Origin of the sequence: Paenibacillus sp. GCM10027627 (genome assembly GCF_042675505.1) — a bacterium.
Classification (GTDB): Bacteria; Bacillota; Bacilli; order Paenibacillales; family Paenibacillaceae; genus Pristimantibacillus.
Genome location: NZ_JBHTHB010000005.1, coordinates 325,566 through 347,089 on the forward strand (window position 1 = coordinate 325,566; position 21,524 = coordinate 347,089).

Consider the following 21,524-nt stretch of genomic DNA (forward strand, 5'->3'; position numbering starts at 1 on the left):
ATTTTGGTACGGAACTGATAAGGGTAAAGTTCTTTCTGGATGTGCCGCCCGATTCATTCGGCACTGGGTGGGGGGTAAAAGAAAGACCTTGAAGGGGATAACTTCAAGGTCACAAAACTAAAGTCTAACAATTTTCACTTGTTTATCTGCAAATATCTCATTTAATTGGGTTAAAAAAACATTATCTGTTTCAAAAAAATCACAGTCATTTTGTACATTAAGGGTAAATGGGGGAACTACACCAAATCCGCCACAAAAACAATCTTCTAGACTCATTAGATCAAAACCAAAATACCCACCTGAGCCATTAATTGCCTCTCCTAAAGCACAAAAGAAAGAAGTTGAATCCTTTACGTAAGTTGCATCAAAAGAATAGACCCCATGTTTTTCATCTTGTTGATTAGAACTTCTCTTGAAATATAAACGCGCAACTTCTAACCATCCTTCTCTTTGTTGCTCTGTGAGACTAGACCATAAGTTAGTGGATTCAGGCGGTGATTGTCTCCACATTTCCCAAATCTCTAAGGCTTCTTTTGACGCCTTTGATAATAGTGTTCCAATTAGTTCCACATATCTCTGTTTATTCTCAGCCCCAATTTTATGAATGTACAATGGAACTTTCAAGGAGAAATAATACGAACCTATGGAATTTCCATGTACATCAATGATACCTAAATGAATATTTGTAACACTGGATTTCGTCTTAATACAATATTCTTTAAATGATTGCGTTAATTTTAAGTCCTCTAGGATGATTTTGTGGAAAGATTCATTTTTCTCGATTATAGTACATTCTCCTGTAAGCCCTACGATGTCTTCGCATGTTCCCATAATCAAATTACTCTCATCATCTAATATTAAATACTTAGCCATTGTACCTCCCAAATCTATTTTCCACCCTCAGGATACCATGGTCCAGGGAATAATTTAGGTTGTGAATAGTCATGATTTAACACGTATCCAAGTTTTCCGTCTGGTCTTTTTAATATTCTATGGTTTGTTCCAGGTACGTCATATTCTAACGAACCTGCCCACACATTGGTTCCACCACCAGATTTATTTTTCAACTCATTCGCATTAAATACCTTTTGTTTACCAGTAGTAGAGTCAATTCTTGGCGTTCCACCGCCTAAAATAATTTCTTCGTATTGTTCCCGAATTGTTTTTGGCAGAGGATTGGGACTAGAAAGTTTACTATTACTGCATTTCGTATTATGAACCCAAATTCCTAAATTCGTAACATAATAAGTATGGAAGTCAGCAACCGTAAAGTTATAAACTGTAACAGGTTTATCAAGCTTAACGAACTCAATCTTGTCTATTATCAGATTGCTTCCATCAGCCTTTTGAAGTTTATTGCCCACTTGAAGTTCATCGGCGAACATCCACCCTTTACCTTCCACCCAGAACGGATGGTTGTCGGTCGTTTCTATGACTTGCTCCCCAACATACAGCTTAATTATATCATCACGTTGGTTACGGTAAAGTTTTGTTACTTCCTTGTAAGCCAATTCTCCATCAGGGTTATTCTCATCCTTGGCGAGAACCATATCTCCGACTTCAATGTCTTCGATATTCTTCTCTCCTTCATCTGTTAAAACTTTAGTCCCAGCGGTAAAGCAATTACATTCAACGTTTGCATTTCCATCAGGTTTTGGACTTTTATTCGAACCTCCACCAAATCCAGTAGATGATGAATTATTGGATGGGCCACCACCAGATTTCTTTATTCCAGGAATACCGAGCCCAATTGAAGCTACAGTTTCTATACGTTGCCAGATTGTCATGCATGGTTCAGAAGCATGGGCTAAAGCATTAGCTGCATCATATGCAGCAAGTCCATTATCGGCCCATTGGAAGCCTCTGCCCAAAGAACCTCTTATGTTACCGAGGGAGTTCGATATACTCCTCATTATAGGTCGAAATAAGGCTCTGGCAAGAGCATTAACAAAGTGCCCCGTCGGGTCCGTATACTTTAACGGATTATTCTGCACGTAAGCATAGCGATTCTGAGAGCCTGGTTCCATAAACTCTCCGGTATACGTATCTTCGGTCATCATACGGCTAATCTGCGGATTATAGTAGCGTGCACGCAAATATTGCATTCCCGTCGCATCCGTCTGTTCACCAGAATAACCAAAAGGATTATCCCATGTTCCTGTACGATCCGTTACATTCCCCCATGGATCGTAATCCAAAGTCAACAGCGGGTTCCCCACTTGTGGAACAATGGAGCGTACATCTCCATGAGAATCATAGAGATAGAAGCCCGTGACATCAGTATTAGCCGTAAATGATGGAGAAGCCGGGCCCAAAATACGCGCAATACGCTGCATCCCGTACAAATTGCGCGCTATAGGCGTAACTAATCCATCCGTCTCTAGCGATATCTGATCTTGATCCCAATAATACTTCGTAGTGCCTTCACTCGTTATCTGCTCGACTCTCATGTTGTCTCCGTTATACCGGAAACTTGTCCCATAAACGAGTAACCGAAGTTGCTTCGCTTCCGGTTCCATAAACGGCGTCAGTCACGGTTAATCCGCCTTCGTTGAAAGCCTCATTTTCCGGCTGCGTGACCATTAACGGATCATTTAAGGCCATTGGCGACAAGTTGTCTACAACAGAAGTCACCCGGTTCAAAGCGTCATACGTATAAACGCGGCTTCCGTCATCCACTTAATTACCATTTAGATCATAGAGGTATGCAACACTTTCCGCACCACTTGCTATGCTGGTTAACTGATTGAGTGCATTATAAGTAAATGTTTCGCTTATTCCTGCTGCTGTGCTTTTAATATAAATATTGAGGGTTCACCAAGTTTAAGACTTCTCTCATATATGGCGTTATGTGCCAACTATCTTCTAACTCTTCTTCTACTCTTGACCAATACAGGATTGTATTCATGTGAATCTCTATATCACTTACAAGATTACGCTTAATTTGTTCCCAAACCGTAAACTCCATTCCTTTTTCGCTTAGTAAGTCGTTGAAAGAGGAGATGATCACAATCATTAATGCAAATTTCTCTTCACATTTTAATATTAAATTTTCGTAGGAGAAAAGGAATTCATTAATTCTTGAAGTGTCGGCTACTTCATATTCCCAATCTTGACTATATTCATCTGGTTCAGGTAAATTGAGCTTCTCTGCAAGTTTATACATTACTTCTCTTGTAACATATTTAGGGTAATTATTTTCCATAGTTCCTCCAATATCATTTACTGTATGATAGTAAAGGTAAGTTGTAATTATCATTCCGAGGTGGCTGACGAAATGCCTGCCCGATTCATTCGACACAAGGTTGGGTAAACAAAGACCTTGAGGATTAAACTCCCCAAGGTTCAATTAACTATTATTCACTAATTTTTTAATTGTCTAATTCTAAAAAACTGACAAATCCTTCTTTCCATTTGTCCTTATCTATATCATATTCATCTATAATAAACTCAGCAGGATAGTCTTTGAATCCAGGGAGTGCTTTATACTTATTTACGACGGACTCGGCTATTTCCTTGAAGAGTAACTCCCAATTATTTTGGAATTTTCAATACCATTATTTTCATAACTGTGTTGTAACAAGAAGACAGTAACCATCTTTGCTTACCTCCAATCTCTGATAGACACATATCTTCCCATACGTTTATTCGCCACTCTTTCACCTGTCTTGGACAGTCGGTTCATCAGCATCTTGTCATTAACATGGATAATCCTCAATAAATGAAATTACTTTCCCTCTAGCAATAACTCTTTTTCCGGTATTTAATGTAAAACAAAAACCAACCGAAATAACGTCTTGATACTCCTCACCGTAGGGCAAGTAGATCGTTACTTTATGATACTGTCCTCTTTTAATAGTATCTTGATTATGACTCGAAATCACTTTACACATGACCAAATCATTTGCCACACTAAATGATGTCATCATTCCTGAGAAACCTTCTTTTGTCATTCCGCCTTCATCTTCACGTTTCAAATAAATCTCAGCCTCAAGTTCTAGCATTAGAATCTTCTCCTATAGCCATTATTATAAACCATTCCCAGCCATAATAATTTCATCTATCGGCTTCCCGAATTTATCTATTCCCTCTTCTTTAATTTCATTTAATAGTTTAACTATTTCACCTTTTGTTTCCTCATCTAACCTAGACAGCACTTTGCCGTAACTTAATCTGGTTGGTGGATGGTTTAAAATTCTATAATGTAAAATCTCGACCCATTCTTTAGCCTGATTTATGATTTGAGGCACTGATATTGCAAGCAATTGCAATCCTTCTTCAACCTTGTCTCCGTATAAATACTCAATTTCATGTAAAAACCAAACATAACTTCATGATGTTCTGTTTTCTACCTCGAAACGTCTATACGTAACCACATGTTAATTTCATCATAACCAACGACTGTCCCGACAACTGATTCACCGCAACTATAATGGCGCCTGTCATCACTGCAAAGACCGATCAAATCTTCTTCTTTTAAAATCCATCCCTGAGGATAATAATAGACTGCTTTAAAGCGAGCGTACTCTTTTGCCAATCGGGTTTCTCACTTTCTGACTAACCCACAACTTCCTTTTCGTTAGAGTTGCGTTGTTCCATTTTTTCTCAAATTTACTCTGAGAAACGATTTTTATTGTTCCATCCAATTCGCTTTCATCTATACTGCCCTCGAATAAACAATCTTCCAGACATGAAACATGCATATTCCTATCTTTATCAATTATAATCTGCCTCGATGCATAACCATCCGATCTTACTTCTACCCAAAACTCCTCATCTTCAAATTTAATGAGCAAATATCTCGTATTCCCTTTAGCGCTAGAAAGTTGGGACATCTATATCATCTCCAGACGACTTTTCAAAAAAGGAATTTGAATGAGTAGGGTTTAGCTTTCTTAGTCTAAAGACTTGTACTTTTGTTAATGGGGGTGTAAAAGAAATCATCTTATACTCAAAATCGTTACCTTGTATTCTTTTATACAAAAGTGAAATAAACGCTCCCCATTCGCTCTGAGAGAAATCATGGATAATATCTCTTGATTCTAGTAAACGCTAGCCATCGGCACGAAAAAACAGGAATAGACCTGTTCCAAAATCACATTTTTTATTGCTTAATATAGCCTTAGGAATTTCAAAACCACTGTCCCAGTTATAATTAGCAGCAACTATATGAAGATGTAGTGCGTCCTGTATGTTATTCAGTACCGCAGCAGTACTTTTACAATCTTCACTATATAGCAGGTCCTTCAACTTCTGAATTTCTTCATTCATTGCACGAACGAGTCTCCTTTATGTCACTTATCCGATGACCATCAAATTCTAGTCCACAATATTCGTGTCTTTTCCTTCACATAGGGTTTCCAATGCTGTTACTGAATCTTTTCCTAAAAAAATAATAGACTCATCATATGCGGCATAGACTTGTCTGGCGGCAAACATCAAAATCACCATGTGATTATTGTAGGCTTCACCTATAACCACAATTTAATCTCCTATTCGCTGCTCGTACGATTCCACCTTTTCTCGATACACGCCTTTAATTGCACGTATTAGGTTTAAATGAAATTGATCATCTTCCGTGGGAACAGCATGATCCAGATGATCAACAATTAAGCCACCAAACTCCTTTAGGAAAGATACCAGCCCATCATGAATGAAGTGTCCTTCTTCGGTTAGAGCTTTTTGGTATGGTTCAATGTCTATATTCCGTCCTTTATACCATCCGGATTTTAATAATATTCTTTAAGTTTGTTTAGATAACCTTACTAGTTTTCCCAGCTCCATGTATAAACTTTTGTGTTTGAACTTTTAACTTAGGGGTTAATTTTTTTGAGGGTTGGGATGTGTGAAAGAAGCTTAGATTCGCTATCATGGTATGTACCCTTGCCTAGTTTTATCTATTTTTATCTCAACAATAATATCTTGCTCCACTCTTATCGCTACCCAAAAATCTTTGTCACAAAGTGGATTGGGACAGCATACATACCCCTCTCCAGTTAGACTCCCGTCTTGTGGTCTTGCCTGATGTAGTTTGCGTAAGTCAATATCCCATTCTAGTGTATCCCTTAATCTATACCTATCCAGATTGAGTAGACCCATTTTGAATTCGATTTCTGCATCGATAAAGACTTTACATCTTGGACATTCTAAATTTACTAGCAGCAAATTAAACATACCCAAAACAAGCCGCTCCCTTGTACATAATCAGTTGGATTCACGAGACCTTTAATAAACTTCGATTGAACCTCTAACGAAAATCTTTGCTTCAGCAGTAACAATTATTTAATCATGAAGAGAATTAACCAGGAAATACTCGGTATCCCCGCACCGACGCTCAATCTAAGCAGTTAAAATATTCAACTAAAAAATCAAAGAAAGTGGGCCAAGTCTCCTTTAACTCCCCCTTCTTTAACATTTCATCTCCACCTTCAAAATCCACCTTATACACTCTATCCGTATAGGTATCAAGGACAAGCACTGCATTGGCCGACATCTCACTGAGTACAAGATACTGTTCCGGAAAACCATGTTCTTGGCGAGAAATCATCGTGCAGGATTCTATAGTATGAATATCTACAACAATATCTAACAATTCAAAAGAAACATATTCTTCCCAAAAGGGGCCCTCATATTTACTATAAAATTCAAAAAAAGTTCCTGATACAGTTACACCCAAGCGACTAATAGCATTCTGTACTTCGCCTTTATTTTTACGTACGTATATTTCTTCTTCAAGAACCTCTTCAAGCCCGTCAGGAAGATTAGCCAATTTAATATGCCCCCCTCATTCGTTAAGCCCTATGCAATCTCAATAATTATTGATTCTAGTTTTTTAAAGGCTTATTTCGCTGCTACTTAAAATTTCAGAAAAAATAGGGGCTGGCTTATCAATTATCAAAATTAAAAATAACCTATATGACGATGCATCAGAGCAGCCAGCACTCGGTATTCTGTCTTTTTGTTCATGTTTATAACTCCAACAATAGTTTTACCCCGGTTTTACTAATGAACAAATCCTTTAGAGAAGACGCAACGAAGACAGCATCTGCATAATCCAGATCACCAAATCCAACTAAATAAAGACCTAAGCCCTTTTTTCCACTGAGGTAAATCAGTGCCTTTCCGCCCTCATTATCACCAATTGCAAGTGAAGAAGGGATATACTTTTGAATGGAATAAGCCTCGTTCATTTCAATACAAGTAATAGGTCCCCAAATACGAATGTACATCTCGTTTTTTACACTTATCTCCACTTCGGAAGCCTCAAGAACAATGTCCAAATAATCTGGAGGTACTTCAATTTCCGATATTTTTTTGACCCTATTAATATCTTCCACAGAAGCAGGCGGTTGCATAGAAACCACTGAAAACTCATTGCTTAATGAACCGAGTAATCCCATTTAAAATTCTCCATTCTATTTTGGGGTTGAGTCTATACTCCCGAGCTATAAGACTATAGGTTGTCAATCCCTTCTTGAAACAGATCAAGTAAATAGTCATCAAAATTATCATAACTAATGGAGAGCTCTTCCCCTCTTCTAACCCAGACAAACACCCTGTCATCATTAACATCAGCGGAGTACATGCAGCGGACAAACTCTCCCGTATCCTCGATTACAAATAGGTTTAAATCTAATCCTATTCTTCTCCATCGTTTAGTTGCCTTTACGACGGACGCTCCAAAATTTCCTTCGACTCCTCAGACCTCTACCCCACAAATTCCACCTGAGCCATAGTATTTAATAAAATTCCGAGAACTTTGTGGAAATACTACATTAAGCATTTTATCAGCATTACGAATATCCAACTCAGATACTCCTCCAACGAAAACCTCTTCTTGTCCTTACTCTTCAATCATATGTAATATTTGTTTATTCACGGTGTTCCTCCATTATAGTTTGTATCCGTAAAAATATTTCTGTTTCTTCCCCCAGTCTTTCTTCGAAAGCCCTTCAACATAATCAATAAACTCTTTATAATTTTTAGAGTTATTACAGTATAGTAATCGCCAGGCACTTTCTCCCCTGACCAAATCGATAATAGAGAAGGAATGACTTCCATCTCAAGTGCGTATCCGTTTTTAGCAGCAATTAGTACTCTTTCAATCAATTTTTTAGTTAATTCACCCGGAAAAGAGAATTTCTGATTGTAGTAATACTTTTCCGAATCACGGCCGTTGATGTATTCCAAATAAAATTGACCAATCTCTTCCACGGATGATTCTTCACCTAAATGCTCTTCAAAATTAATAAAAGCATCAATAGAATTCCTTATAGCGATCGCAATATCATCCATTTCCCCCACTCTTCAAGTAACGCCAAAAGATATGAAACGACTTCGAGAGAGAGCGTTGCAACTGCCGCTGACGCAAATGTATAAACCATATCTTCTTTAGCTACTTCTAAAAACCGCAAATGAATAGGGTCTCTTAAATCTTCATGAGTGCAAATCGAGCAAAAAATCCGGATACACAAATTGATTACTGCTTCGTCTTGAGAATGATTTAACAAGTGAATTAAAAGTACTTTTTGAGAAAAATCTCCTAGCTTAAAAAGCTCTAAGAGTTGAAGTATACTATCTTGCTCCGTACTCGAAAGTAGAATTCCTTCCTTTTATTTCTTCAATGTTGGAATATGCTCTCTCACCGTACCAACTGCTACTCATAAGGTTCGTATAGCTGGCCATTTCTCACAATCCTTTTCTTAAACCCCGAATCTCTCAACTATTTCAATCGCAATATTCCAAGTCTTAATCTGAACATTAATCTTGCCTTAATCATCTTCTTCTATCGAAATGGCATCCATTCTTTCTCTATCTTCCGCAATTTGCCGTGACAGTTCAAAAGCATTCATGAGTTGTTCAAGCGACAATTCTTCTTCATAGTCTACATTCAGTTTAAACAAACAAAAGTCCACTTTGTATCTTATTAATTCTTCGATTAACTCTTTCATTCTCCTCATATCATCTTTATTTCTCCTACAGAACTCCTGAATAGGACTACGATTTGCAATCCGATTTTTAATATCTAAAATTCCTAAACCTGTCTGTTTCTTAATGGTCATTAACAAATGACTTGAAACTTCAGATCGTAGTATCACAGTGAATCTAACCACTGGGAATTCCTCCTCCTAAAACTTAGGTAGATTATGCTAAACCTATTCGTCTAAGAAATTGATACCATTCTTCTAAATGAGCACCAGGTACAAGTTCCTCATATTTTCTACCAAAAGCGTAGTTAAACAGAAAAAAATTGAAATCTCCTAAAGGTTGACCTACCATATCTGGATGTCCTTGATAGAAACAGTATACTTGTCCAGAATTCTTCTCAATTACTAATGGTTCATATAAAACTTGTCCAACCTCAAGCCATCTTTCCGTTCCTCCAAAAAATTCAGATAAACGAAACTGATGTGAAGATAAACCATCAAATGACCATAAATCAATTGCTCCAAATCTTGCCCCATCGGATTCAGTTAAAAACTCGTAGTACTGTTTAAAAGTTTCCTTGTCGGACTTAATGCCTGTGTTGCCATCATTCAGTTCTCCATAAATGATACTATCTGACAAGACAGCTAGTTCTTCTTTTATTTTCCCCATTATAATTTTCAACTGTCCATTCATCTTTGTTTATCCCCAAATCGTATTGACATCTTCATCTAATACCGCTTCAATTTCATCTTTTTCAAAGATAACAAGATAAACTCTAGGAATGGCTAGCGCTTTAAAGAAACACGATCTAAGGTTTGATTATTCATACAGAGATTTATTAAATTGTAAAATACCAATCTTCCAACTGTCAATTTTTAACTAAATTAATTTATCTTTGATAATTAATAAAAAAAGACCCCATCACCGTCCCACTGGACGATAACGGAGTCTATCACACTACAATTATTAACCCGCTATGCTATTGCTCTTCCCTACTATTTCAAAACCTTCCGAATCCACTTCAGCTTCCCTTTATAAGGTGGAAAAAGAATGCCCGTCTCAAATCTCGTACTCCGCTGCAGCACGCTTTTGTGATGCGAGAACAGATCGAAGCTATGCTTCCCATGATAGCCTCCGATACCGGAACTGCCAACCCCACCGAACGGGAGGTGATGGTTAATAATGTGCGACAGCGTATCGTTCACGCAGCCTCCGCCGAACGACAGCGTCCCCATAACGCGCTCTTGAATCGCCTTATCCTCTGAGAAGAGGTAGAGCGCCAGCGGCTTCGGCCGATTTTGAACAAAACGAATTGCATCATTCAAGTTTTCGTATGTGATGATCGGAAGCAGCGGCCCGAACAGCTCATCCTCCATCGCAGCCCCGCCGACCTTAACGTCGATTGCCCTCCCCACCTCAATTAAAGTAGGCTCAATATACAGGTCCAAACGATCTACTCCGCCGCCGTGCACGATCTCCCGCGCATCCGCTTCCAATATCGCAGCAAGCCGGTCAAACTGCCGCTCGTTAATAATTCTCCCATAATCGGGACTTTTCATCGGATCCTCGCCGTAAAAAGTCTTAATCGTCTCTACCAGCTTTTGAACAAAAGCTTCCTTCACCTCTTCATGCACGAGCATATAATCCGGAGCGATACATGTTTGCCCCGCATTCATACATTTGCCCCAGGCGATCCGCTTAGCCGCAAGCTCCAAATTGGCGGTACGGTCGACGATGACGGGGCTTTTGCCGCCGAGCTCAAGCGTAACGGGCACCAAATTTTTGGATGCTGCCTCCATGACGATTTTGCCGACGCCAGTACTGCCAGTGAAGAAAATATAATCAAAAGGCGAATGAATAAGCGCCGAAGTCGCTTCCTTTTCCCCTTCAACCACCCGAATATAGGCCGAATCGAAAGTATCGGAAATCATTCGGTTAATGACTGCCGATACATGCCGCGAGCTTTCCGATGGTTTAATGACCGCACAATTGCCTGCCGCAATCGCTCCAACAAGCGGCTCCAAAACAAGCTGTACGGGATAGTTGAACGGCCCGATAATAAGCACCGTTCCGTATGGCTCCGCCATAATCCGGCTTTTCGTGCCGAACAGCTGAATGGGCGTTTTTACTTTGCGCGGCTTCATCCATTTCGAGAGCTGCTTCATCGTATAAGAAATGCTGTTTAATACAAGCCCGATTTCCGAACCGTAAGCTTCCGCCTCGCTTTTGCGCAAGTCGCGATGAAGCGCTTCGATCAAATCTCCTTCATAACGAATGATGGCCCGCTTCAGCTTGCCAAGCTGCTCCAGCCGGAAAGCCGCCGAAACCGTCATCCCTTGGCGAAAATAATTTCTATGCTCCTCTAGCATTTCGAGTACCGCATCCTGTGTAGTCATGTGGAGCCCTCCTGTAGCATCAATCAGCGAATTAGCGCGCCGCCCTTTTTCCGAACGACACACCCTTCGCCTCCCGTTCCATTTCCTTTCTCCGCGGGAAAGCCCGTTTCCTTCCTCAATACGAAGGCTCTCCGAAATTTATCCGGCCTTTAAAGCCCCTTGGCCTTTAAGGTAGCTTTTTTGAACCCGGATCAGCCGTACCATAAATCCAATCGCTGCGCAGGTCAAACCGATAATAATGCCGACCCAGAAGCCATATGCGTTAAGATCGGTATAAACCGACAGCGCATACCCGACCGGGATGCCGATCACCCAATAGGAAACAAACGCAATAATAAACGGCTTTTGAACGTCTTTATAGCCTCGCAGCACGCCAAGCAGCGCCGCTTGGGCCGCGTCCGACAGCTGATAAAAGATCGCAAAAATAAGAAACTGCGCCGCCAAAATCGCGACTTCCGGCTCCTTCGTATACATATACGCAATCGGCTCGCGGAAGAAATAAAGGCCCACCGCACACAAAGCCATAAACCCGACTCCGCCGCCAACTCCAAGCAAGCTGTACTGCCTTGCGGCCTTCATCTTCTTCCCGCCAACTGAAAACCCGACAACAATCGTAAGGGCCATAGAAATACTAAGTGGAATCATAAAAATGAGCGATGAGAAGCTAAGCGCAATCTGATGCGACGCAATCGTCAACGTATCGAACAAGGTGCCCATGAGCAGCGTCACAACGGAAAAAATGCTGACTTCAAAAAAGATGCTAAGCCCAATCGGCACGCCGATGACAAATAGCTCCTTCCAAGCCTTCCACGACGGTTTAGCCCACTCCAAAAACAAACGGTATGCCTTAAGCGCAGGCACTTTAAACGTAACGCCGATACTAATAAACAGCATGAGCCAATACGTAATGGCCGTCGCATAACCCGCCCCGATTCCACCTAGCGCTGGCAGCCCGAAGTTGCCGAAAATAAGGCCGTAGTTCAGCAAAACGTTGAACGGAACCGCGAGCAAAGTAATGTACATCGAAATTCGGGTAAACCCTTGCGCATCGAAAAAATAACGCAACACATTAGATAAAAAGAGCGGCACTATGCCGATTAATAAGGCCAGCAAATAATAGTAAGCGACATGCTCTACTTTCCCCGTTAAATCCATTATTCCGAGTATAGGTTTAAAAGCAAAAAGGCCAACGACCACAACTGTAAGCGCAATGACTACCGCGACATACAGTGCCTGATTGATCGAACGGGCAATGGCCTCCCGCTTGCCGCTGCCGATAAGCTGCGAAACGATTGGAGTTACAGCGAGCAGTATCCCGTTGATCCCCGTAATAATCGGCATCCATATGCTCGACCCGATCGCAACACCCGCAAGATCCTCCGTTCCAACATGCCCCGACATAATCGTATCCGCCAGGTTCATCGCGTACAACCCAAGCTGTGTGACCATGATCGGCCATAAAATTTTAAGGAACAAAAACGTTTTTTCCTTCCATGTTTCTGCATGATACATCTTCTAATACCCTCCGTCTGTCTGATTGTGCCGGTTTGATGCAGGTCTCCCGCTGATGATAATGACTAATTACCGCACCTTGTTGCTTGTAAATTTTATGATTTATCTTATTGCTTACCTATTTCGCATTCGCCTCTCGATTACTGCTCACCGCATTCCGAGCAAGCTGAACTACCGAATCCCGCCTGACAAGCTGTTCCAAAAGACGCCCCAAGCCGCTTTCAGCCGTCTCTCCGTCCGCTCGGAACCGCCGTAAACAAGCTCCAAGCAAATGGAATCCACCAAAGCGGAGAAAGCCAAACTTACCTCTTCCGGCTCCAACCCTGCGAGTTCATCTTTAGCTGCCGCTTGTTGAAACTTCCCAAGATATAGAGCGCTGATTCGATCCACATGCTCGTTTGAATAGCGGTTGATTTCCTCGTACAAATGAGACGGCGGATAAAAAGAGATCCGTAAATAAAACCTCAAATGGTTCGAATCATGAAATCGGTCAATATAGGCGCGCAGAGTGGCATACAAACTTTCCTCCAAAGGAGCCTCCGCATCCTTTTCCAACAACGCTGTAACCCTTGCGGTCTCTATGGCAAAAGAATCCCGAACGACCTGGAGAAACAAGTCGTCCTTCCCTTTAAAATGCGCATAAATCGACTGCTTCTTCAGCCCGACTTCATCCGCGATTTGCGACAGAGAAGTTCCTTCATACCCGTATTGCGAAAACAAATGCAGTGCCGCTTTTTTTAGCGCCTCGCTCATTCCAATCTCCTTCCCGTTCCAGCTTAACGACCGTTCGTCAATTTCTCCACTTTAACATAGCGTTCCCGTTCCTTCAAGACATTATGGACTGACTATTTTTGTGAAAATGATGCGCTCCATAAACCGCCAACACAAAAAGCCGCCTCCAAAGTAGTCTAAAACTACCTTAGAGACGGCTCATCTAAAATATGATCAAAATAATGACTATCGCTTAGGAAGCAGCTTCGAATACTCATTCGAAAGCTTCATCAGCTCCATAACATAATCGTAGTCCGCGCGATATTTACTGAAATCCGCTACAGGCTCGTACGTTTCGAGATCAATTGCCTTGCCATCGTCGAAGCCTTTGCCCGGAATAAACATAATTTCGTCATTGTAGAATGTGCCTCTTGGCGAATAAGCTCCGCTCATGCCTACCACGTTTTTCGTTGTGTTAAGCAAATCTTTGCCGAATACCGTATAACCTTCGTCCTTTAAGGAAATACCAAGCACATTAGCCAGAGTCGGCATCATATCGACTTGACCGGCTACGCCCTCGTGAATTTTCCCTTTAACGCCCGGCACATGCATAATAAACGGAACGTTGAAGCGGCTGATTGGGTCCGCATAGTTAATGCCAAGCGTTTGCTCTACCCAAGCCGGATCGTTTTTGGCGCTTTCCAGACCGTGGTGGTCGCCGTAGATCATCATAACGGTATTTTCCCACATGCCTTTTTTCTTCAAGTCCTCTATAAAGCCGCCCAATGCCTTATCGGCATAGTTCGTTGCAATAACGTAGTGTCCAAGCTGCGTCCCGCTTAAATTGGAAGGAACTTCAATATTTTTAAATTCCTTTTTTACGTAGTACGGATGATGGCTGGACGTTGCGACGAAATGCGCATAAAACGGCTTGTCTGCATCATGAAATGCGGACAGCTTTTCTAAGCCTACGCGGTACATTTCTTCATCCGACGCGCCGAAGCCGTCGAAATGGTCGTTTTTGAACGCCGGCCGGTCGTAATACTTCGTAAAACCAAGCGCCGGATACAAATTGATACGATCCCAGAATGTAACATCGTTGATATGGAACGTATTGGATTCGTAGTTCTGCTTAGCCAAAAGTCTCGGCATACTTGGAATCTCACGGTCGCCGAACGCTTTCGACATCGCCATCGAGCCGATTGGATAAATGCCCGTGTTCGCAATAAATTCAGCGTCGGATGTATTGCCGTAGCCGATTTGCTGGAACATGTTCGGGAAATAGAAGCTGCCGTTTTGCACGAGGTCGTTCAGAACAGGCGTTACTTCTTTACCGTCTACTTTTAGGCCGATCATCATGTTTTGGAACGATTCCAACTGGATAACAATAACGTTTTTCCCTTTGGCCACGCCAAAGTAACTAGGGGAGCCCGCCTCTACTTTCCCGCCTTCTTCCCCAACAAAACCTTGCTCAAGCTGTTCAAGCGTCTCGCGCGTTTCTTCCGTCGAGCCGTTTTTGATCGCTTGATTTTCGATTCTTTCGTTAACCGCCTTAGCGACCTGGAAATGGAGAACGCCTAGGCGCTCCGCCTGTACCAGCTCATTCGAGATATCGAGGTCAGCTCGGATGTACAGGAACGAACCCGCCAAAGAGACAGCCATCGCTATTCCGACGAAAAGCGGCTTTGCCGCAGGTTTGCTCTTTTCCTTTTTCCCTTTGCCGATCAAAGACGCTGCATACAAAATAGCGAGAACAGCCAAGTCTAGGAACAAAGTGAAAAACTTCAAATCGATAATGGACTCCACGCTTTCCTTCACTTGTCCAACTTGATCTAAACTGTGCAGAGCCATATAGGTAGGTATGCTTCCAAAGAACGAGAAGTATACCGTACATGCAAACAGTATTAATGAGATCACGATATTGACGATGGTGAAGACTAACGTTTTCCATCTGGCCGTCGTTATCAGTTCGAACAAGCATAACAGTACAAGCAGCGCCGAAGCGTCCGACAGCAGCCTGTCCACCTGTACTCCACCGAAATTGAAGGCTCTGAACAGAACCATCTTGAGCATTAATACAATAAACGTTGTCCAAAATGGCGCTTTGCGATAAACATTTAAAATAGCGTTCATTTCAACTTCACTCCTCTAAAGATTGCCGCTTCAAAAAAGAAAACCGTCAACGTTTGACGGTCTCAATAAACCTATTTGTAAATCTAATATTAACTCATTCCCAATCAGAAATAAATAGGGAACATTAGTTAAACATCTTCGATCAAAAGCTGAATAAATTAATAAAATTGCATTAAATAATGATTAATCTTGGGGCATTTCCCCATCTCCGCGCCATAATTGCCGGAAAGTTTCGCTTGTGGACAGAAGCTGATCCGCCGTCCCCTCCGCTTCAATTCCCCCATCTTTCATTACAATTATATGGTCGGCTCTTGCCATCGCCGTTTTGCGGTGAGAGATGACGAGGCAGGTGGCATCGCCGCGCTCATGGAACAGCCGCTCCCATAGCTTTTGCTCCGTCTCCACATCCAGAGCGCTGGACAAGTCATCGAACACATAAAGCTCCGCTTCTCTAACCAGCATTCTGGCGGCAGCCGTCCGCTGCGCCTGTCCACCGGACAGCTTGACGCCCCGTGGACCTATGACAGTATTCAGTCCTTGCGGGAAATGGGCCAAATCCTCGTCCATGACAGCGGTATGAAGCGCCCGGCTTAGCCCGCCGCCCTCGCCTGGATAACCTAACAAAATATTTTCCTTAAGCGTATCGCTATACAATCTCGGAACTTGCGCCGTATAAGCGCTGATCGGAGGGACGAAAAACGACCCCGGATCGTCCACTTCTTCCCCGTTCCAAAACACTCTACCCTTATCCTTTGGCAGCAAACCAAGCAGCACCCTCGCCAAAGTCGTTTTGCCGGAGCCGATTGGGCCTGTCACCACTGTAAATGTGCCTCTCCGAAGAGACAAATCTACGTTTTCGATCCCTCTCCCCGTTTCCGGATAGCGATACGTCAGCCCCGATGCCGCCAACCGCTGCAATTGATCATGTTTCGCCAATGTGGCGGCAACCGCTCGCTCCCCCTCGGCATCCTTGCGCAAATGAAGCCATTTATGTGCAGTCAGCACCGCTGCGGAAGCTCCTTGCAGAAGAGCTGTCAATCTGGACAGCGCAACGCTCATCTGTTTGAAATAGGTTAAAAACTTTCCGAAATTAGATATGAACTGAGTAACGAAGGTCAAATAATAAACGAATAAGGCAAAGTCTCCGACTGCAAAGTCGCCGCCTCGCATCTTAGACCCGGCAAGCAGCAAAATGAAGCCTGTACCAAGATTCACCGTATTGGAAAAGATGGAGTCCAGCCCTTCCGTCATCAGTTTATCTTTAAGCATCGTTTTCCGCCGGGTGTCGTTCAGCCCTCTGAACCGGTCCACAACCCGCTTCTCCGCTCCCGCTACCTGAATCGCCTGCACATTGCCGAACATATCGCTAATTGCGCCTGTCACTTGGCTCGTCGCCTCGCGGCTTGCGGAGCGGTACTTTTGCAGCCTTGTCGTCGCAAGCTGAGCCGCTATGACAACAAGAACGAGCGGCAGGAAAACAAGAAGCGTCATTTGAGCATCGATCTGAACGAGAATGAGTCCGGACACTACGGCAAAACAAGTCATGCCGAACACATCGACCGACCAGCTTACCGCTTCTTCGGTCTGATCCACGTCGTCGCGGAAATGGCTAATCGCCTCGCCGGGCGAGCAAGGAATCGCCTTGGCCCCCGGCTCCTTCAGCACATGCTCCAGCAAATTTCTTCGAATAAGCATTCCGATACGGAACCGAAAATTGACGTCGGTAATAAATCCGATCCAGATGCTGGCGCTCCGGGCAAGCGCAGCCCCTATCAGCAAGGCGACAAGCGTCCCTATGCCGATTGCAGCCGGATTGTCCAGAGACAACGAGTCAAAAAACGCTTTCGTCAGCAATCCCGGCAGAATAGGCATCAAATAAATAAGGGTCCACATAATCGCATTGGCGATGTACCATAACTTCCGATACCCGATCAAGCGCATCATATATTGAAAAGTACTCATACCGCAGCCTCCTCCAGTCCTGCCGCAAGCATCCGGCTAAATCTCGAAGAAGGGTCTTCCGCGAGCTTCGTTCTCTCTCCTGACTCTACCATTTGCCCCTGTTCCAAAATAACGATCCGATCGGCACGTTGAATGGTCGAGAGACGATGAGCGATAATGACACAAGTCCTCTCTCGAAGCAGCTTGTCAATCGCTTTTTCCAGCCGATGCTCCGTGAGCGGATCGAGACGCGACGAAGCTTCGTCCAGCACGACCAATCCCGGATTGTTCAAGAAGACTCGGGCAAAAGCAAGCAGTTGGGCTTCTCCCGCCGACAAGCTGCCCCCGCCGGAATCAAGCCGGGTATCGAGCCCTTGGGGCAATGAGTCGTACCATTCCGAAAGCCCCAAATCTTTAAGCACTTCAATTATGGCTTCATCGCCCGCTTTATCCTGATAAAAGGTCAGATTGTCTCTTACGCTGCCTTGAATAATTTCAATGTTTTGCGTCACAAGCGCAACTTTGCCGCGCAGTTCTGACAGTTTGCAGTCGCGAATATCGATTCCACCGAGCTTTACGCTTCCTTCTTGTGGATCGTAAAATCTAAGCAGAAGACGGCCAATCGTCGTTTTGCCGCTGCCGGTTCTGCCGAGCAAGCCTAACACCTCTCCCGGCTTAAGCTCAATATCGACATTTTTTAAAATAGGCTCCTCGTCATAACCAAAAGTCAAATGATCGAGCTCCACCGCAAGAGGTCCTTCCGGCAGCTTCGCCCCATGTCCATCCTGTACGCGCGGTGTCATCGCAAACAGCTCTTTAATTCGATGGAGACTGGCATCCGCTTTTTGCAAATCTTCAATTTGCGTCCGAATTTTTTCAATCGGCTTGGCAAGCAGCTCTGTATAAAAGAAAATCAGATATACGGTACCAATCGTAATTTGACCCGTTTTCCATAAATGTGCGCTTATAATAAATGCCATCGCATTGCCGAGCGTAAATACTATGATGGTCGTAATCCACATGGAAGCGAAGCCGAGAAACGCCTTTTTGCGCAGAGGCAGCATTCGTCGCAGCATGGAGTAGAAACGTCCCATTACAAAGCTGGAAGCGCCGTTCGCCCTTGTATCCTCCGTCCCTTCCAAATGCTCGCCGACAAAGCCGTAATATTCAGCGTTTACTTGGCGCCAGTCTTTCCAAACAGGAGCCGCGAATTTGCGAATCCATTGAATAATAAACATCGCAAAAACGACAAACAGCAGCATGCCTGCTCCGATCCATATATTTTCCCGAAATAGGAGCACAATAATGCCAATCATCAGAATGACGTTGCCGGCAAGATGAATGATGAAGCTGGAGAAAAAATTGGCCAGCGCGTTTACATCCCCATCCACTCTCTCGATTAGCGAGCCCGACGTATTCGATTTGTGAAACGACATGTCGAGCTTCATACAATGTTCGGCCAAATCGCCACGCAGCTTGTTAGTGGAGCGCCACGCCAAGTTTTCGCTCACGTAGGTTGCGGTTACGCCAATGATTTGACCGACCAGTGAAAATCCGATAAACATAAGCGCGGCATACATGAGCAATTCAAGCGGCTTATCCGATTGAGCCGTATCAATAAAATATCGAATGATTTGCGGATTGATCAGCTGCAAAGCAATGGATGAAAACAATAATAGCGTTAAACCGATCAGCGCAGACTTCTGAGGAAGCAAATATTTGCGTAACATAAAATAATAATGGTTTGAAGCTTTTTGTCCCTTCTTCATGTCCAAAGTCGTTCCTTTCCAGTCTAGATGCACAAACTTTTGTTGTAAGCAATAGACATGTCTGATATTATTTTTACAGATTGGGCGAATAATCGACAACTTTCGCTCGAGATTACAAAGGAGGAAAATGCATTGACTCAATTTTCCAACCAGGATGGACAGAACAACCAGAACAACTATCAGTATCAACAAAACGGTTATCAGCAGCAGCAGTTCCAGCCGCAATTCCAACAGCAATTTCAACCGCACTACCAGCCGCCAAAAACAAACGGAAAAGCGATTGCGACGCTCGTGCTCGGCATTCTATCGCTCGTTTTGTTTTATGTAGGATTCGTACCAGGTGTTGTCGGTATCATCTTGGGAGCCATTTCGCTTAAAGAAATCAAAAAGTCGGGCGATCAAGGCCGCGGTCTTGCCATTGCCGGTCTTGTGTGCAGCATTATCGGCACCCTTCTATGGGGCATCATTTTGCTGGCCATTGTGGCGGTATTTATATTCGCAGCTGCGGAAGGCAGCAGCTCATATAGCAATTATAGTAGCTTCTACTAAAGCTTTAAGGAGTCTCATACTAATATGACAAAGCTGGTTTCCTGGAATGTAAACGGCCTTCGCGCCTGCGTGGGCAAAGGTTTTCTTGATTATTTCAAGGCGACGGATGCCGATATCTTCTGTCTTCAAGAGACGAAGCTGCAAGCCGGCCAAATCGAGCTCGACCTCGGCGACGAATACGAGCAATATTGGAACTATGCGGACAAAAAAGGATATTCCGGGACAGCGGTTTTTTCTAAGAAAAAGCCGCTTTCTGTCTGTTATGGACTGGAAGAGGATTCGGAATTCGAAGGCCGTGTCATCACACTCGAATTCGAAGAATACTTCCTTGTCAATGTGTATACGCCTAATGCAAGACGCGATCTGTCTCGCCTTGACTACCGGCTGGAGTGGGAGAATCGGTTTCTCTCCTACCTAAATGGAATGAACGCCCGCAAGTCCGTCGTCGTGTGCGGTGATCTCAATGTCGCTCATCAAGCCATCGACCTCAAAAACGCAAAGTCCAACCACGGAAATTCCGGTTTTACCGCTGAAGAGAGGGACTGCATGACGAGGCTGCTCTCGTCCGGCTTCGTCGACTCCTTCCGCTATCTCTACCCGGATAAAACGGATGCCTACTCTTGGTGGTCGTTCATGCCCAAAGTAAGGGAGCGGAACGTGGGCTGGAGAATCGACTATTTCCTCGTTTCGGAAAAAATGGCGGAGAGCATTATAGACGCTGGGATCGAGTCCTCTATTATGGGCAGTGATCATTGTCCTGTTACATTGACCTTGAAATGACCAAGCCCTTCCTAGCGGGAGTCGACGGTTCACCCGTCTGCTGCGCTATACGAAGGGCTTTTTCTTTGTTCGACTAAGAGCTGCATTCCACTGGCCGCTAAAGTTAACCGGAAGTCGGTATGAAGCGGCGCAGCCAATGACCGAAGCCGGAAGGATTGCGGCTTTGAATAAGTACCGTACCTTCTCCGCGGAAGCGGCAAACGAGCATCTCTCCGCTCTTCAAGCTGGAAACCCATCCTTTGGACGACTTTTCAATCCGGTAGTCCATCGTGCTCGACCAAGCGACCAAATGTCCGTTATCGATAACGATTTCCTCGCCCGCTCCAAGCTTTACCTCGTGAATGGCACCAAAGGAAGAAAGAAAAACAGTGCCTCTCCCTCTTATCTCCACTACAAACAAGCCTTCACCGGAAAAAATGCCTTTGCCCAAGTTTTGCATTTTGGTGCTGACTTCAATACCGTCAGTGCTTGCCAGAAAGCCGTCTTTCTGCACGAGCAGCGTCTGAGTCCCATCCAGCTCTACGGCATGGATATCGCCAATCGTCTTAGGCGCGAGCATGAGCACGCCACCGCCGCGTTCCGCGCTGACCTCTTGGAAGAAGAAGCTCTCCCCGCTAAGCATCCGGCCAAGTCCGCGCATAATTCCGCCGTCCGTTGTTCCCCTCAATTCCAAGGAAGGCGACATGCTAACCATCGCGCCCGACTCTGCCTTAACGCGCTCTCCTGCGGACAATTTCAAATTCAGCATCGCAAATGAACCTCTACTTAATATCTCGTATTGCATTCCTATTCCCTCCTGAATTGG

The 21,524-nt window shown here is 43.7% G+C and carries 21 protein-coding genes and 3 pseudogenes; 2 read left to right on the top strand and 22 right to left on the bottom strand.

The features are described 5' to 3' along the window. Positions 1-117: 117 nt before the first annotated feature. The 21 genes and pseudogenes from ACFQZE_RS18875 to ACFQZE_RS18980 all read right to left on the bottom strand — a co-directional run bounded on the left by ACFQZE_RS18875 (position 118) and on the right by ACFQZE_RS18980 (position 19,390). Complete coding sequence (locus ACFQZE_RS18875) at positions 118-873, bottom strand: barstar family protein (RefSeq protein ID WP_379359857.1); 756 nt, start codon at positions 871-873, stop codon at positions 118-120. Positions 874-887: 14 nt separating this feature from the next. Further along, on the bottom strand, positions 888-2,450 hold the full coding sequence (locus ACFQZE_RS18880; RefSeq protein WP_379359859.1) for a polymorphic toxin-type HINT domain-containing protein: 1,563 nt from the start codon (positions 2,448-2,450) through the stop codon (positions 888-890). Positions 2,451-2,460: 10 nt separating this feature from the next. Next, positions 2,461-2,679, bottom strand: a complete 219-nt coding sequence (locus ACFQZE_RS18885) for a hypothetical protein (RefSeq protein WP_379359861.1) — start codon at positions 2,677-2,679, stop codon at positions 2,461-2,463. A 115-nt stretch (positions 2,680-2,794) separates the two neighbouring features. Beyond that, positions 2,795-3,205: a hypothetical protein gene (locus ACFQZE_RS18890; protein WP_379359863.1), complete on the bottom strand. Its 411-nt coding sequence runs from the start codon at positions 3,203-3,205 to the stop codon at positions 2,795-2,797. Positions 3,206-3,698: 493 nt separating this feature from the next. Then, on the bottom strand, positions 3,699-4,004 hold the full coding sequence (locus tag ACFQZE_RS18895; RefSeq protein ID WP_379359865.1) for a hypothetical protein: 306 nt from the start codon (positions 4,002-4,004) through the stop codon (positions 3,699-3,701). Positions 4,005-4,028: 24 nt separating this feature from the next. Then, the gene (locus ACFQZE_RS18900) at positions 4,029-4,307 is read right to left on the bottom strand and encodes an Imm30 family immunity protein (RefSeq protein ID WP_379360127.1); all 279 of its coding nucleotides are present in this window, start codon (positions 4,305-4,307) and stop codon (positions 4,029-4,031) included. Between the two features lie 204 nt (positions 4,308-4,511). Further along, positions 4,512-4,835, bottom strand: a complete 324-nt coding sequence (locus ACFQZE_RS18905) for a hypothetical protein (protein WP_379359867.1) — start codon at positions 4,833-4,835, stop codon at positions 4,512-4,514. Between the two features lie 217 nt (positions 4,836-5,052). Then, positions 5,053-5,271 carry a DUF4274 domain-containing protein gene (locus ACFQZE_RS18910; protein WP_379359869.1) on the bottom strand — a complete coding sequence of 73 codons (219 nt, stop codon included), beginning with the start codon at positions 5,269-5,271 and terminating at the stop codon, positions 5,053-5,055. Positions 5,272-5,319: 48 nt separating this feature from the next. Beyond that, positions 5,320-5,739: pseudogene (locus ACFQZE_RS18915) on the bottom strand (SUKH-3 domain-containing protein). Positions 5,740-6,334: 595 nt separating this feature from the next. Further along, positions 6,335-6,769, bottom strand: a complete 435-nt coding sequence (locus tag ACFQZE_RS18920; RefSeq protein ID WP_379359871.1) for an SMI1/KNR4 family protein — start codon at positions 6,767-6,769, stop codon at positions 6,335-6,337. A 199-nt stretch (positions 6,770-6,968) separates the two neighbouring features. Next, positions 6,969-7,400, bottom strand: a complete 432-nt coding sequence (locus ACFQZE_RS18925; protein ID WP_379359873.1) for an SMI1/KNR4 family protein — start codon at positions 7,398-7,400, stop codon at positions 6,969-6,971. A gap of 53 nt (positions 7,401-7,453) precedes the next feature. After that, positions 7,454-7,819, bottom strand: a pseudogene (locus tag ACFQZE_RS18930) (SMI1/KNR4 family protein); the annotation flags it as partial. A gap of 72 nt (positions 7,820-7,891) precedes the next feature. Next, positions 7,892-8,685, bottom strand: a pseudogene (gene imm47 / locus ACFQZE_RS24390) (Imm47 family immunity protein). An 86-nt stretch (positions 8,686-8,771) separates the two neighbouring features. Then, on the bottom strand, positions 8,772-9,113 hold the full coding sequence (locus tag ACFQZE_RS18945) for a hypothetical protein (protein WP_379359877.1): 342 nt from the start codon (positions 9,111-9,113) through the stop codon (positions 8,772-8,774). A 31-nt stretch (positions 9,114-9,144) separates the two neighbouring features. Beyond that, positions 9,145-9,621, bottom strand: a complete 477-nt coding sequence (locus ACFQZE_RS18950; protein ID WP_379359879.1) for a hypothetical protein — start codon at positions 9,619-9,621, stop codon at positions 9,145-9,147. Between the two features lie 302 nt (positions 9,622-9,923). Continuing rightward, a complete protein-coding gene (locus ACFQZE_RS18955; protein WP_379359881.1) occupies positions 9,924-11,324 on the bottom strand; it encodes an aldehyde dehydrogenase in 1,401 nt (466 codons plus the stop codon). Positions 11,325-11,462: 138 nt separating this feature from the next. After that, positions 11,463-12,836, bottom strand: a complete 1,374-nt coding sequence (locus ACFQZE_RS18960) for an MATE family efflux transporter (protein WP_379359883.1) — start codon at positions 12,834-12,836, stop codon at positions 11,463-11,465. A gap of 171 nt (positions 12,837-13,007) precedes the next feature. Continuing rightward, entirely contained in the window at positions 13,008-13,589 is a 582-nt protein-coding gene (locus tag ACFQZE_RS18965) for a TetR/AcrR family transcriptional regulator (protein WP_379359885.1), read from the bottom strand. Positions 13,590-13,793: 204 nt separating this feature from the next. Beyond that, the gene (locus ACFQZE_RS18970) at positions 13,794-15,680 is read right to left on the bottom strand and encodes an LTA synthase family protein (protein WP_379359887.1); all 1,887 of its coding nucleotides are present in this window, start codon (positions 15,678-15,680) and stop codon (positions 13,794-13,796) included. Between the two features lie 183 nt (positions 15,681-15,863). Continuing rightward, on the bottom strand, positions 15,864-17,642 hold the full coding sequence (locus ACFQZE_RS18975; protein ID WP_379359889.1) for an ABC transporter ATP-binding protein: 1,779 nt from the start codon (positions 17,640-17,642) through the stop codon (positions 15,864-15,866). Then, positions 17,639-19,390, bottom strand: a complete 1,752-nt coding sequence (locus tag ACFQZE_RS18980; RefSeq protein WP_379359891.1) for an ABC transporter ATP-binding protein — start codon at positions 19,388-19,390, stop codon at positions 17,639-17,641. The genes ACFQZE_RS18975 and ACFQZE_RS18980 overlap by 4 nt, the downstream gene beginning before the upstream one ends. Before the next feature lie 132 nt (positions 19,391-19,522). Here ACFQZE_RS18980 and ACFQZE_RS18985 point away from each other — a divergent pair, with 132 nt between their 5' ends. Together ACFQZE_RS18985 and ACFQZE_RS18990 are read left to right on the top strand one after the other, a co-directional pair. Beyond that, positions 19,523-19,939, top strand: a complete 417-nt coding sequence (locus ACFQZE_RS18985) for a DUF4190 domain-containing protein (RefSeq protein WP_379359893.1) — start codon at positions 19,523-19,525, stop codon at positions 19,937-19,939. Positions 19,940-19,963: 24 nt separating this feature from the next. Continuing rightward, the gene (locus ACFQZE_RS18990; protein ID WP_379359895.1) at positions 19,964-20,719 is read left to right on the top strand and encodes an exodeoxyribonuclease III; all 756 of its coding nucleotides are present in this window, start codon (positions 19,964-19,966) and stop codon (positions 20,717-20,719) included. 103 nt (positions 20,720-20,822) lie between these two features. On the opposite strand, the gene ACFQZE_RS18995 is transcribed toward ACFQZE_RS18990, so the two are convergent. Continuing rightward, on the bottom strand, positions 20,823-21,503 hold the full coding sequence (locus tag ACFQZE_RS18995; protein WP_379359897.1) for a TIGR00266 family protein: 681 nt from the start codon (positions 21,501-21,503) through the stop codon (positions 20,823-20,825). Positions 21,504-21,524: the final 21 nt, after the last annotated feature.